This window comes from Micromonospora halophytica, from assembly GCF_900090245.1.
Lineage (GTDB): Bacteria > Actinomycetota > Actinomycetes > Mycobacteriales > Micromonosporaceae > Micromonospora > Micromonospora halophytica.
In genome coordinates this window covers 45456-58579 of record NZ_FMDN01000010.1, presented here as the reverse complement: position 1 = coordinate 58579, position 13124 = coordinate 45456, and the positions used below count along the sequence as shown (strand labels likewise).

Genomic DNA, 13124 nt, shown 5'->3' with positions numbered 1-13124 from the left:
ACCCTCACGCTAACCCCGCCACGCACCCCGCGCGCGCCCGTCGGGAACCCACAGGCCGCGTCCACACCCTGTGGATGAAACATGTGTACGAACAGAATCGATCTTCGCACGGACGGGCACCGGTCGCTGAGTACGCTTGATCGCAGCCCCGGCACCCGCGCCGGGCCCGCCCTCACCTGGAAGAACGTGGATCACGAGAGAGTCGTCCGGGACGTCACGGTCCGCCTGCAGATGGCGTCGACCGCGGTCGAGGCGTGCCACTGGACCGTGACCGCGCTCGCCCGGTACGCCCCCGCGACGATCTCCGTCCTGCTCCAGGTCCACGACCGGCTGCGCTGCGTCGCGGCGACCGGGGCCTGGCAGGTCTTCTCCACCGTGCCGCCGAAGTCCGGCATCGTCGGCCGGGTCTACGCCTCCGGCGAGAGCGCCACCGTCGGTGACGTCGCCGACGACCCGGACTACCTCCCGGTACGCCCCGACGTCACCGCCGAGATCTGCGTGCCGGTGCTGGACCCGGCGGGCCGCCCGATCGGCGTGCTCGACCTGCAGTGGAGCGAGCCCGTCGAGCTGGGCTCCTGGCGCACGACCGCCGAACGGCTGGCCGGCCGGCTCGGCGCCCGGATCACGGCGCTCGGCGGGCCGCCGGCCGAGAGCCGCAGCGAGAAGCTGCTCCGGCACGCCACCGCGATGACCTCGGCTCCCACCGAGTGGGAGCTGATGGCCGCCGCGATCACCGCGGCCCGGGACGTCTCCACCCTCTCCGCCGCCGTACTGGTGCTCGGCGGCCGGCGCGGACCGCGGGTCGGCGACCCGACCGGCGACCCCGGTGAACTGGAGGCGCGCATCCGCGCCGAACTGACCGAGGCGGGGGCCGGGCCACTCGGCCGGCTGGTCGGCCGCGCCCACCGGCACGGATCGGCGTACACCCTGGGCGAGGCCGGACTGCCCCCGACCGAGGAGTACGAGCCGCTGGCCCGGGCCGGGGTGCGGACCCTGGTGTCGGTGCCGGTGGGCCCGCCCGACTCCGGCGGGGTGCTGCTGGTCGCCGACGAACGGCTGCTCCGGCCCGACCCGACCACGGTCAACCTGATGGAACTGCTCGCCGGCCAGGCGTGGGGCGCGGTGGACCGGCTGCGCACCCTGGCCCGGCTCCGCGAGCAGGCCAGCTCCGACCCGCTCACCGGCCTGCGCCACACCGGGCCCTTCGGGCAGCGGATCCGGACGGCCACGCCGGGGCGTACCGCACTGCTGGCGATCGACGTGGACGACTTCAAGGCGGTCAACGACACGTACGGCCACCAGGCCGGGGACCGGCTGCTGGTCGGGCTGGCCCGGGCCCTGGAGGGGGCGTTGCGCCAGGGCGACGAGCTGTACCGGATCGGCGGCGACGAGTTCGTCGCGGTGATCGAGGTCAGTCGCCCCGACGAGGCGGTCCGGATCGCCGAACGGCTCACCGAGGCGGCGAGACGCACCGGCCGCACCATCAGTGTCGGCGTAGCCCTGCCCCATCCCGGCGAGCCGGCCGAGGTGACCCTCCGCCGCGCCGACCAGGCCCTGTACGCGGTCAAGCGGCACGGCCGCGACGGCGTCCGCCTCGCCGCCCCCTAACCCCCCCCGCCCCCCTGCCCCCCGCCCCCCGCCCCCGCGATCTTGCAGTTACGGCCCGGACAAAGAGCCACCAGCCGGGCGAACCAGCGACCCGAAGTGCAAGATCGCGGAGGGTCAGCGGGTGAGTTCCTTGGCGAGGAGTTCGGCGATCTGGGCGGTGTTGAGGGCGGCGCCCTTGCGCAGATTGTCGCCGGTGACGAAGAGGTCGAGGGCGCGGGGGTCGTCGAGCGCGCGGCGGATCCGGCCGACCCAGGAGGGGTCGGTGCCGACCGCGTCGATCGGCATCGGGAACTCGCCGGCCGCCGGGTCGTCCACCAGGATCACACCCGGGGCGTTGCGCAGCGCCTCACGGGCACTTTCGGCGTCCACCTCGGTGGCGAAGACCGCGTGCACCGCCACCGAGTGACCGGTCACCACCGGTACCCGTACGCAGGTCGCGGAGACCTTGAGGTCGGGCAGCCCGAGGATCTTGCGGGACTCGTTGCGGATCTTCATCTCCTCGGAGGACCAGCCCCCTTCGGTGAAGGACCCGGCCCAGGGCACCACGTTGAGCGCCAGCGGCGCGGGGAACGGGCCGAGCTCCTCACCGACCGCCTGCCGTACGTCGCCAGGGCGGGAACCGAGCACCCGGTCGCCGGCGATCCTGCCGAGCTGGCCGTGCAGCGCGTCCACGCCCGTCCGACCCGCCCCCGACGCCGCCTGGTACGAGGCGAGCACCAGCTCGCGCAGCCCGTACTCGCGGTGCAGCGGGGCGATCGCCACGATCATGGCGAGGGTGGTGCAGTTGCCGTTGGCGATGATCCCCTTGGGCCGGTTACGCACCTGCTCAGGGTTGATCTCGGGCACCACCAGCGGGACGTCCCGGTCCATCCGGAACGCGCCGGAGTTGTCGACCACCACCGCGCCCCGGTCGACCGCGACCGGGGCCCACTCGGCGGAGACCTCGTCCGGCACGTCGAACATGGCCACGTCGACGCCGTCGAACACCTCCGCGGTGAGCGCCCCGACGGTCAGCTCCTCGCCCCGGCAGCGCACCTTCCGCCCGACCGAACGCTCCGAGGCGACCAGCCGGATCTCACCCCAGACGTCGCGCCGGGAGGAGAGCAGCTCGCACATCACGGTGCCGACGGCACCCGTCGCCCCGACCACGGCCAGGGTGGGCCGTCCCGTCACCGGTGCTACCGTCCCGTCCCCGCGTAGACCACGGCCTCGGCGTCCCCGCCCAGCTCGAACGCGTCGTGGATGGCGCGGACGGCCTTGTCGAGGTCGGTGTCCCGGCAGACCACCGAGACCCGGATCTCCGAGGTGGAGATCATCTCGATGTTGACGCCGGCGGCGCCGAGCGCGGCGAAGAAGCCGGCCGCGACACCCGGGTGCGACCGCATGCCGGCGCCGATCAGCGACACCTTGCCCACGTGGTCGTCGTAGAGCAGGCCCTTGAACTTGACCGCCTCCTGGATCTTGCTGAGCGCGGCCATCGCGGTGGGGCCGTCAGCCTTGGGCAGCGTGAACGAGATGTCCGTCCGGCCGGTGCCCTCGGTGGAGACGTTCTGCACGATCATGTCGATGTTGATCTCGGCACCGGCCACGGTGTCGAAGATCCGCGCGGCTGCGCCCGGCTCGTCCGGCACGCCGACGATCGTGATCTTGGCTTCGCTGCGGTCGTGGGCGACCCCGGTGATCAGCGCCTGTTCCACGGGAAGGTCCTCCATCGATCCGGTGACCATGGTGCCGGTGTTGGTCGAGTATGACGAACGGACGTGGATCGGCAACCCCGCGCGCCGCGCGTACTCCACGCTGCGCAGGTGCAGCACCTTGGCGCCGCAGGCGGCCAGCTCCAGCATCTCCTCGTAGGTGATCTGCTTGATGTGCCGCGCGTTCGGCACGATCCGCGGGTCGGCGCTGAAGATGCCGTCCACGTCCGTGTAGATCTCGCAGACGTCGGCGTACAGCGCGGCGGCGAGCGCCACGGCGGTGGTGTCCGAGCCGCCCCGCCCCAGCGTGGTGACGTCCTTGGTGTCCTGCGAGACGCCCTGGAAGCCGGCGACGATCACCACCGCGCCCTCGTCGAGCGCGCCCTTGAGCCGCCCCGGGGTGACGTCGATGATCCGCGCCCTGCCGTGCACCGAGGTGGTGATCACGCCGGCCTGGGAGCCGGTGAACGAGCGGGCTTCGTACCCCAGGTTGTGGATGGCCATGGCGAGCAGCGCCATGGAGATCCGCTCCCCGGCGGTGAGCAGCATGTCCAGCTCGCGACCCGGCGGCAGCGGACTGACCTGGTTGGCCAGGTCGAGCAGCTCGTCGGTGGTGTCGCCCATGGCGGAGACCACCACCACGACGTCGTCGCCCGCCTTGCGGGCGGCCACGATGCGCTCGGCGACCCGCTTGATGCGCTCGGCGTTGGCGACGGAGGACCCGCCGTACTTCTGCACCACGAGTGCCACGACGGTGCACTCCCTCCCGGCGACGACCCTGAGCGTGCCGACGCCGCCGGTTTCTCTCCTCCGGCGGCGCGCGTCAGACCTTCCCAGGGTATCGGGCGGTACGCGAGGCCGGGTCGGGTGATCCCACCATCCGGCGACCCGGACCGGCCGGACCTGCGGTTCCGGCCGTTGTCGGTGGCGGGCGACACGCCGGCACGCCGCGCGGGCCGCACGGGTCCGCACGCGGCGCGAACGCGGCGCAGAATGACCCGGTGCATGCCCAGCTACGCGCGCCGCGACGGTTGACCGGCGCGCTGACCCTGCTCCTCGCGGCCCTCCTCGCGGCCTGCACCGCCGACCCGCCGGTCGTGCCGGCCACCAGCGCAGCGGCCGATCCCGCGCCCGCCGGGGCCGACGCGGCCCGGGACGAGCTGGCGGCGCTGGCGGCGGCGGCACGGGACCGCCACCTCACCGCCCGCTACACCCTCACCGGCACCGACGGCCCGGCCCGGGACGTCACCGTGGTCCGCGCCGAGGACGGCACCTGGCGGGTCGACGTCCCGGGCGGCGCGCTCGGCGGCATGGCCGACGTCTCGCTCGCGGCCACCGCCGACGGGCTCTTCCAGTGCGGCCTGCCGTCGGTCGGCCGCCCGGAGGGCGCGAGCTGCGTACGCCTCGGCGACCGGGACGACGTCGTGCCACGCCGGCTGGACCCCCGCGTGCAGCACCCGTTCACGGACTGGCTGGAGGTGCTCACCGACCGGCGGACCCCGCTGGCGGTCTCCCCCGCCACCCCGCCCGCCGGCGTGGCCGGGCGCTGCTACGCCGTCGAGACCACCTCCGCCTCGCTCCACCCGCCCCTGGACGTCGGCATCTACTGCTACGAGGCGGACGGGACACCCACCCACGTCCGGGCGGCGCTGGGCACCCTCACCCTGGCCGGGGCGCCCGGCCCCGGGCCGGCCACGGTCGCGCTGGCCGGCCCGGTGGTGGCCGCCGAGCCGATCGGCCCGGACGCGCCGACCGTCGAGGAGAGCCCGAGCGCGGGAACGCCCTGACCCGCGTGGCGTTACGGGTGCTCTTGCCCACATTTGACCGGCCCGCCTCGGAGATCAAAACGCCTATACGGGACGCTCTACGCATGGTCGATCTCACCCCGCTGCTCGCGTTCCGCTGGAGTCCCCGCGCCTTCGACCCGGACGCCGAGCTCACCGGCGACGAGGCGGCCTCGCTGCTGGAGGCCGCCCGCTGGGCGCCGTCGGCGGGCAACGCCCAGCCCTGGCGGTTCGCCCTCGGTCACCGCCACGACGAGACCTGGAAGCGGCTCCTGGTCAGCCTTCCCGACCACGACCAACGCTGGGCCCGACACGCCTGCGCCCTGGTGCTCGGCGCGCACACCGGCGGCGACCCGGAGCGGACCGGGTACGACCTGGGTCAGGCGATGGCCCACCTGACCGTCCAGGCCACCGCGCTGGGACTGCACGCGCACCAGCTCACCGGCTTCGACCGGGCCGCGCTCTGCGCCGACCTCGACCTGCCGCCGGAGGTACGCCCCCTGGTGGTCACCGCCATCGGCCGGCTCGGCGACCCGTTCGCCCTCCCCGAGCAGCTGCGCCGGCGGGAGACGGCGCTGCGCCGCCGCCAGCCGGTGCCCGCCCTGCTGCTGCGCTGACTGCGCAGGGCCCACCGCCGCCGGGTGGGGCGGTGCGCTCGATCCTGGATGTAGTGGCCTCCGGCCCGTGCCGATGCCACCCGATCCTGGAAACTGCACGCTCCTGGCCGCAGCCGCGACGGTGACTCCGGTCCCATAGTCCGGACCTGCCTTCCCACCCCCAGTCTCACCACGTAGGGTGACCCTGTCATGTGGCGGGCGTACCTCCTCCTTGGTCGCCGCGACGAGGCCTGACCGGCCGGCACCTCGTCGCGGAGTCGAACCGCGCCGTCCAGCACATCCGAACTTCTCTGGCCCACCGGGCACCGTCGCCCGGCAGCAGGCCGACACCTTCCGATTGCTGACGCCCGACATGACCCACGGGAGCACTCCGCCATGGCTCAACCCGTCACCGACGCCGAGACCGATCCCATCGCCCGGCAGCGTCCGAGCCGGATGCCGTTCCGGCGCTACCAGCCGTACCAGCAGCAGTTCCGGATCGACCTGCCGGACCGGGTCTGGCCGACCCGGCACGTCGAGACCGCGCCCCGCTGGTGCGCGGTCGACCTGCGCGACGGCAACCAGGCCCTGATCGACCCGATGTCCCCCGAACGCAAGCGGCGGATGTTCCAGCTGCTGGTGCAGATGGGCTACAAGGAGATCGAGGTCGGTTTCCCCTCGGCCAGCCAGACCGACTTCGACTTCGTCCGGCAGCTGATCGAGCAGGACCTGATCCCGGAGGACGTCACCATCCAGGTGCTCACCCAGTGCCGGGAGCACCTGATCGACCGGACCTTCGAGTCGCTGCGCGGCGCACGCCGGGCGATCGTGCACTTCTACAACTCCACCTCGACGCTGCAGCGCCGGGTGGTCTTCGGCCTGGACCGCGACGGCATCACCGACATCGCCACCCAGGGTGCCCGGCTGTGCCGCAAGTACGCGGAGATCCACACCCCGGACACCGACATCCACTACGAGTACTCGCCGGAGTCGTACACGGGCACCGAGCTGGAGTACGCGCTGGAGGTCTGCGCCAAGGTCATCGAGGTGGTCGACCCGACCCCGGACCGCAAGCTGATCGTCAACCTGCCGGCCACCGTCGAGATGGCCATGCCGAACGTGTACGCCGACTCGATCGAGTGGATGCACCGGCACCTGCCCCGACGGGACAGCCTGGTGCTGAGCCTGCACCCGCACAACGACCGCGGCACCGGGGTGGCCGCCGCCGAGCTGGGCCTGCTGGCCGGCGCGGACCGGATCGAGGGCTGCCTGTTCGGCAACGGCGAGCGCACCGGCAACGTCGACCTGGTGACGCTGGGCCTGAACCTCTTCTCCCAGGGCATCGACCCGATGATCGACTTCTCGAACATCGACGAGGTGAAGCGGGCCGTCGAGTACTGCAACCAGCTGCCGGTGCACGAGCGCCACCCGTACGCGGGCGACCTCGTCTACACCGCCTTCTCCGGCTCCCACCAGGACGCCATCAAGAAGGGCTTCGACGCCCTGACCAGGGACGCCGAGGCTGCCGGTGTGCCGGTCGACCAGCACACCTGGGCGGTTCCGTACCTGCCGGTCGACCCGAAGGACCTGGGCCGCACCTACGAGGCGGTCATCCGGGTCAACTCGCAGTCCGGCAAGGGCGGCGTCGCGTACATCATGAAGACCGAGCACCAACTGGACCTGCCGCGCCGGCTCCAGATCGAGTTCTCCGGCGTGGTCCAGCAGGTCACCGACCACGGCGGCGGCGAGGTCGAGCCGGGCGCGATGTGGGACATCTTCGCCCGCAACTACCTGGTCGACCACCAGGTGGACCCGGCGGTCACGCTGGCCGGCTACACGATCGGCACCGTCGACGGCAAGGTCGAGATCGAGGCCCGCGTCGCGCGCCGTGGGGAGCAGCACACGCTCACCGCGGTCGGCAACGGCCCGATCGACGCGTACGTCAACGCGCTGCAGTCGGTGGGCGTGGCGGTACGCGTGCTCGACTACCACGAGCACGCGCTCTCCTCCGGTGGTGACGCGCAGGCCGCCGCGTACGTCGAGTGCGACGTGGACGGCAGCACGGTCTGGGGCGTCGGGACGGACGCCAACATCGTCACCGCCTCGATCAAGGCGGTGACCAGCGCGGTGAACCGCGCCCGCGGCTGACGGAAACGGTCACGAGGGGCCCCGCCGCACCGGTGGGGCCCCTCGTGACCGCTCAGGCCGGGATGATCCCGCCGAAGGCCACCTCGTCGGGCCCGTGGCGCGTCCGACCCGTCGGGCGGGGCGAGGGTGCCGGCTCGGCCGGTCGCTCGATCCACTCCATGTCGCCGGCATGACTGTGTCCGTCCGCTCGCGACACCGCCACGTCGCCGACCCGGAGTCGACCGTCGCCGCTCGCCGGGAGGACCGGGGCCGGCTGCTGATCGTCGGGGCCCGCCACGACCTCGACGACGGTCTGGTCACCCTGGCGCGTCCGGCGGGGTCGACGCGGGCAGCGAGGGGCAGGGCTGAGACGGTGGCGCCGGCCGGGGCGGCCGGCGTACGAACAGGCCGGCCGTGAGCGCCCCGGCCAGCAGCAGCCCGGCGCACCAGGCGAGCGCGCCCCGGTACGCGGCGGTCAACTCGTCGCGCTGTTCGTACCCGCCGCCGGAGAGGCCGACGAGCAGCGGCAGCGCGGCCACCGCCAGCAGGTTGCCGACCCGGGAGGCGGCGTTGTTGAAGCCGCTCGCCACCCCGGCGAACCGGTCGGCCACGGCGGCCAGCACCGACGCGGTCAGCGGCGCCACCACCAGGGTCAGCCCGATGCCGAAGAGGGTCACCCCCGGCAGCACGTCCGCCCAGTACGACGCGCCCCGGTCGACCCGGCGCAGCAGCAGCAGTCCGGCGGCGGCGAGCACCGGGCCGACGGTCAGCGGCAGCCGGGGACCGATCCGGGTCGCGAGCGCCCCGGCCCGGGCCGAGCCGACCAGCAGCAGCACGGTCAGCGGGACGGTGGCCAGCCCGGTCTCCAGCGCCGACCAGCCGACGACGTTCTGGAGGTACACGGCGAGAAAGAAGGTGAACCCGCCGAGCGCGGCGTAGACCGCCACGGTGAACATGTTGAGCACCGAGAAGAGCCGGCTGGTGAAGAGGCCGAGCGGCAGCATCGCGGTCTCGCCCCGGCGGCGTTCCACCAGCACGAAGGCCACCGCCGCGAGGACGCCGACCAGCGCGGCCGCCAGCACCGGGAGCGAGCCGAGGCCGCGCGCCGGGGCGTCGATCAGCGCGTACGTGATCCCGGCCAGGCCGAGCGCGCCGAGCAGCGCGCCGGCCACATCGAAGCGGCGGCTCGTCCCCCCGGCCCGCGTGCCGTCCTCGTCCCGGCTCTCCGGCACCCAGCGCAGGGCGGCGAGGATCACGCCGACCGCGAACGGCACGTTGATGAAGAAGATCCACCGCCAGGAGAGCGCGTCGATCAGCCAGCCGCCGAGGAACGGGCCGAGCGCGGTGGCCACGCCGGACAGGCCGGACCAGGCGCCGATCGCCCGTCCCCGGTCGTCGGGATGGAAACTGGCCTGGAGCACGGCGAGCGAGCCGGGGGTGAGCAGCGCACCGCCGGCGCCCTGGAGGAACCGGGCGGCGACCAGCCAGCCGGTGTCCTGCGCCAGACCGCACAGGACGGAAGCGGCGGCGAACCAGACGACGCCGAGCAGGAAGACCCGTCGCCGGCCGAAACGGTCCCCGAGCGCGCCGCCGAGCAGGACGAACGCGGCCAGGGTCAACAGGTAGCCGTTGATCGTCCACTGGAGGCCGGCGACGGTCGCGCCGAGGTCGGCGCCGAGTCGGGGCAGCGCCACGTTCACCACGGTGCTGTCCAGGAAGACCATCCCGGACGCGAGGATCGCCGCCAGCAGAGTTCCCCGGCCGGCTCCGGTGCCCATCCTGAGCGCGTGAGCGGGTGCAGTCACGGGTACCAATACTCCCCGCGCCCGGTGGGAGATTCCACGAAACGCCGAAACCGTGCCCGGGTACTGTGCGGGATCGCCGGGAGCCCGCAAGCTGGAGAGGTGTCGTCTGTGCGTACCAGATCAGAAGCTCGTGCGACGGTGGCGGCCGCGCTCGCCACCGTCCTCGCCCTCGGTGTGGCCGGGTGCGAGGTCGTGGTCGACGAGCCGGAGGCGCCGCCCAGCAACGCCGGCAACGTCGGTGAGCAGCTCGCCGAGCTGCCCGTGGCGAAGGCCGGCTCGATGCGCGGCTACAGCCGCGCCCGTTTCCCGCACTGGCGGGACACCGGCAAGAACTGCGACGTCCGGGACAGCGTCCTCAAGCGCGACGGTGAGGACATCCGGCTCTCCGGCTGCAACGTGGTGGCGGGGCACTGGGAGAGCGTCTACGACGGGCGGACCTTCACCGATCCCTCCGACGTGGACGTCGACCACATGGTGCCGCTGGCCAACGCGTGGCGTTCCGGGGCCGCCGAGTGGGACGACGCGAAGCGCGGGGACTTCGCCAACGACCTGACCCGACCGCAGCTCATCGCGGTTTCCGCCTCGTCCAACCGGGCAAAGGGTGACCAGGACCCGTCGCAGTGGAAACCGGCGAACCGGTCGTACTGGTGCAGGTACGCCGCGGACTGGGTGACGGTCAAACACCATTGGCGGCTGACGGTGACCAGTGCCGAGAAGGCCGCCCTCAGCGACATGTTGGAGGGGTGCACATGGGCGAACAAGCCGTGACCGGGGCGGGGGGCACACCCGCGCCCGAAGCGGTGCCGGACGCGACCGGGGACGACGCGGCTGCGGCCACCGACAGCGGCGAGCCCACGCCTGCGCCCGGCGCCACCACCGCCGGGATGACCGCCGACGGACGCCCGGCCGGCTCCGCCGAAGTCCCCGGCGCCGGGATGAACGCCGACGCCGGTGGCGCCGGGTCACCCCGCGAGCTGACCGCGGACCTGGTCGCCGGCCCCGGCGGGGTGATGACCGACGAGGTCGGCGTGGTCACCGGTGAGCTGACCCTGCGGACGTCGTACGCCGACGGCCAGGTCCGACTGTCCGTGCAGTACAAGGACGCCGACGAGTGGTACGCGGTGACCGGCGGCAGCGCCGAGCTCGCCGAACCGGCCGGGCTGGACGCCGTGCACGCCGTCGCGGTCGCCCTGCTGCACCGCCCGGAGGGCTGAGACACCCCGAGCGTGACACCCGCACGGGGTGTCACGCTCGGGCTGCGCCTGGCCCTGCCGGGAGGCGCGATGTCACTCAGACGTACGAGCCGGGCTCGCTGGGCGCGGAGACGACGCCCGGCGTCTCTCCCTCACCCTCGGGGCGGACCACCTCGGCGCTGACCTTGTGCGGGCGCAGTTCGCCGCTGGCGATCTGCTCGGCCCAGTGGCAGGCGACCCGGCTGGCGCCGATCTCCCGCAGCACCGGCCGCTCGTCGGCACACCGGGTGGGCTGGGCCCACGGGCAGCGGGTGTGGAACCGGCACCCCGACGGCGGGTTGGCCGGCGAGGGCAGGTCACCGGCGAGCAGGATGCGCTCCCGCCGGTCCTCCACGTCGGGGTCGGGCACCGGGACGGCCGACATCAGCGCCCGGGTGTACGGGTGCAGCGGCTCGGTGTACAACCGGTCGCTCGGTGCCTCCTCGACCAGCGCGCCGAGGTACATCACGCCGACCATGTCGGAGATGTGCCGGACCACGGCGAGGTCGTGCGCGATCACCAGGTAGGTGAGGCCGAGGCTGTCCTGCAGCTCGTCGAGGAGGTTCACCACCTGGGCCTGGATCGACACGTCGAGCGCGGAGACCGGCTCGTCGGCGACGATCAGCTCCGGGCCGAGCACCAGCGCCCGGGCGATGCCGATGCGCTGCCGCTGACCGCCGGAGAACTCGTGCGGGTAGCGGGAGAGCGCCCACCGGGGTAGCCCCACCGCGTCCAGCGTCTCCCCGATGATCCGCCGCCGGTCGTCGCGGTCCTTTCCGATCCCGTGGGTCTGCAACCCCTCGGTGAGGATCGACTCGACGTTCTGCCGGGGGTCGAGGCTCGACATCGGATCCTGGAAGATCATCTGCATCCGACGGCGCATGGTGCGCAGCTTCCCCGCCGGCAGGGTGGTCAGCTCGACGCCGTCGAACACGACCTGACCGTCGGTGGGCGGGGTGAGCTGGAGCAGCGCCCTGCCGAGCGTCGACTTGCCGCAGCCGGACTCACCCACCAGGCCGTACGTCTTGCCGCGCGGGATGCGCAGGTCGACGCCGTCGACCGCCTTGACGTGGCCGACCGTACGATCGAAGATCACGCCCCGCTTGATCGGGAAGTGCACCTTCAGGTCGCGGACCTCGACGAGGATGTCGTCGTCGCTCACGCTGTCTCCTCCTCGCTCGGGGCGGGGCCGAGACCCGGCACCGTCGGCGGGTCGTTCGGTTCGGCCTGTGCCGGCACCGAACCCGGCGCGGCCTGCGTCGGCACCGTGTCCCGGACCTCCTGGCCCGGCTCGGTGCCGGGCACCGGCGCGGGGTTGACGCACCGGTAGCCGCGCCCGTCGTACGTGAGCACGAGCTGGGGCGGCTCCCCCACGCACTCGTCGACCCGGCGGGAGCAACGCGGCGCGAAGGCGCAGCCGTCCGGCCAGGGCAGCACGTCGCGCACCGAACCGGGGATCGGGTTGAGCCGTTCGCCCCGGCCCGCGTCGAGGCGCGGCACCGAACCGAGCAGACCCACGGTGTACGGGTGCCGGGGCTCCCGGAACAGCGGACGGCGGCGGGCGGTCTCCACCACCCGGCCGGCGTAGAGGACGTTGATGGTGTCGCACATGCCGGCGACCACGCCCAGATCGTGCGTGATCATGACGAGCGCGGTGCCGGAGTCGCGGACCAGTTCCTTGAGCAGTTCCAGGATCTGCGCCTGGATGGTCACGTCCAGCGCGGTGGTCGGCTCGTCGGCGATCAGCAGCCGGGGCTTGCAGGCCACCGCCATGGCGATCAGGGCCCGCTGCCGCATGCCGCCGGAGAGCTGGTGCGGGTACTCCTTGAGCCGTCGCTTCGGGTCGGGGATGCCGACCCGGTCCAGCAGCGCCGCCGCCTCCTTCTCGGCGGCCGCGCCCTTCATCCCCCGGTGCCGGGCGAGCACCTCGGTGACCTGCAACCCGATCGGGATCACCGGGTTCAGCGAGGAGAGCGGGTCCTGGAAGATCATCGCCACGTCGCGGCCACGGATGTCCCGGCGGGAGCGGTCGTCCAGCTGGAGCAGGTCGGTGCCGTCGAAGACCGCCTTGCCGCCGACGGCCAGGCCGGGCTGCTTGGGCAGCAGGCCCATGATGGCCAGCGACGTGACGCTCTTGCCGCAGCCTGACTCACCGACCAGGCCGACCACCTCACCGGCGTCGACGGAGAACGAGACCCCGTCGACGGCGCGCACGGTCCGCTGGCCGCGGCGGGAGAAGGTGACGGAGAGGTCGTCCACTTCGAGCAGTGCCATCGTC

The 13124-nt window shown here is 73.1% G+C and carries 11 protein-coding genes; 6 read left to right on the top strand and 5 right to left on the bottom strand.

Annotated elements, in window-relative coordinates; genetic code table 11:
* Nucleotides 1-231: 231 nt before the first annotated feature.
* Complete coding sequence (locus tag GA0070560_RS15520) at nt 232-1608, top strand: sensor domain-containing diguanylate cyclase (RefSeq protein ID WP_425412656.1); 1377 nt, start codon at nt 232-234, stop codon at nt 1606-1608.
* 114 nt (nt 1609-1722) lie between these two features.
* Here GA0070560_RS15520 and GA0070560_RS15515 read toward each other — a convergent pair whose 3' ends face one another.
* Together GA0070560_RS15515 and GA0070560_RS15510 are read right to left on the bottom strand one after the other, a co-directional pair.
* The gene (locus tag GA0070560_RS15515; protein ID WP_091297280.1) at nt 1723-2781 is read right to left on the bottom strand and encodes an aspartate-semialdehyde dehydrogenase; all 1059 of its coding nucleotides are present in this window, start codon (nt 2779-2781) and stop codon (nt 1723-1725) included.
* 5 nt (nt 2782-2786) lie between these two features.
* Nucleotides 2787-4052, bottom strand: a complete 1266-nt coding sequence (locus GA0070560_RS15510) for an aspartate kinase (protein WP_091297277.1) — start codon at nt 4050-4052, stop codon at nt 2787-2789.
* A gap of 251 nt (nt 4053-4303) precedes the next feature.
* Between GA0070560_RS15510 and GA0070560_RS15505 the strand changes: the two genes are divergently transcribed.
* The 3 genes from GA0070560_RS15505 (at nt 4304) to leuA (ending at nt 7830) form a co-directional block, all read left to right on the top strand.
* Nucleotides 4304-5089, top strand: a complete 786-nt coding sequence (locus GA0070560_RS15505) for a hypothetical protein (RefSeq protein WP_245675538.1) — start codon at nt 4304-4306, stop codon at nt 5087-5089.
* An 83-nt stretch (nt 5090-5172) separates the two neighbouring features.
* Nucleotides 5173-5703, top strand: a complete 531-nt coding sequence (locus GA0070560_RS15500) for a nitroreductase family protein (RefSeq protein WP_091297270.1) — start codon at nt 5173-5175, stop codon at nt 5701-5703.
* Nucleotides 5704-6078: 375 nt separating this feature from the next.
* On the top strand, nt 6079-7830 hold the full coding sequence (gene leuA, locus GA0070560_RS15495) for a 2-isopropylmalate synthase (protein ID WP_091297266.1): 1752 nt from the start codon (nt 6079-6081) through the stop codon (nt 7828-7830).
* A gap of 296 nt (nt 7831-8126) precedes the next feature.
* Here the strand turns inward: leuA and GA0070560_RS15485 are convergent, their stop codons facing one another.
* On the bottom strand, nt 8127-9587 hold the full coding sequence (locus tag GA0070560_RS15485) for an MFS transporter (RefSeq protein WP_425412655.1): 1461 nt from the start codon (nt 9585-9587) through the stop codon (nt 8127-8129).
* Nucleotides 9588-9722: 135 nt separating this feature from the next.
* Here GA0070560_RS15485 and GA0070560_RS15480 point away from each other — a divergent pair, with 135 nt between their 5' ends.
* On the top strand, nt 9723-10382 hold the full coding sequence (locus GA0070560_RS15480) for an HNH endonuclease family protein (RefSeq protein ID WP_091297257.1): 660 nt from the start codon (nt 9723-9725) through the stop codon (nt 10380-10382).
* Nucleotides 10364-10828, top strand: coding sequence for a hypothetical protein (locus GA0070560_RS15475; protein ID WP_091297255.1), 465 nt, complete (start codon nt 10364-10366; stop codon nt 10826-10828). Before GA0070560_RS15480 ends, GA0070560_RS15475 begins: the two co-directional genes overlap by 19 nt.
* Nucleotides 10829-10904: 76 nt before the next feature.
* Here the strand turns inward: GA0070560_RS15475 and GA0070560_RS15470 are convergent, their stop codons facing one another.
* Together GA0070560_RS15470 and GA0070560_RS15465 are read right to left on the bottom strand one after the other, a co-directional pair.
* Nucleotides 10905-12008, bottom strand: a complete 1104-nt coding sequence (locus tag GA0070560_RS15470) for an ABC transporter ATP-binding protein (protein WP_091297252.1) — start codon at nt 12006-12008, stop codon at nt 10905-10907.
* Entirely contained in the window at nt 12005-13120 is a 1116-nt protein-coding gene (locus GA0070560_RS15465; RefSeq protein WP_091297248.1) for an ABC transporter ATP-binding protein, read from the bottom strand. The genes GA0070560_RS15470 and GA0070560_RS15465 overlap by 4 nt, the downstream gene beginning before the upstream one ends.
* Nucleotides 13121-13124 lie beyond the last annotated feature (4 nt).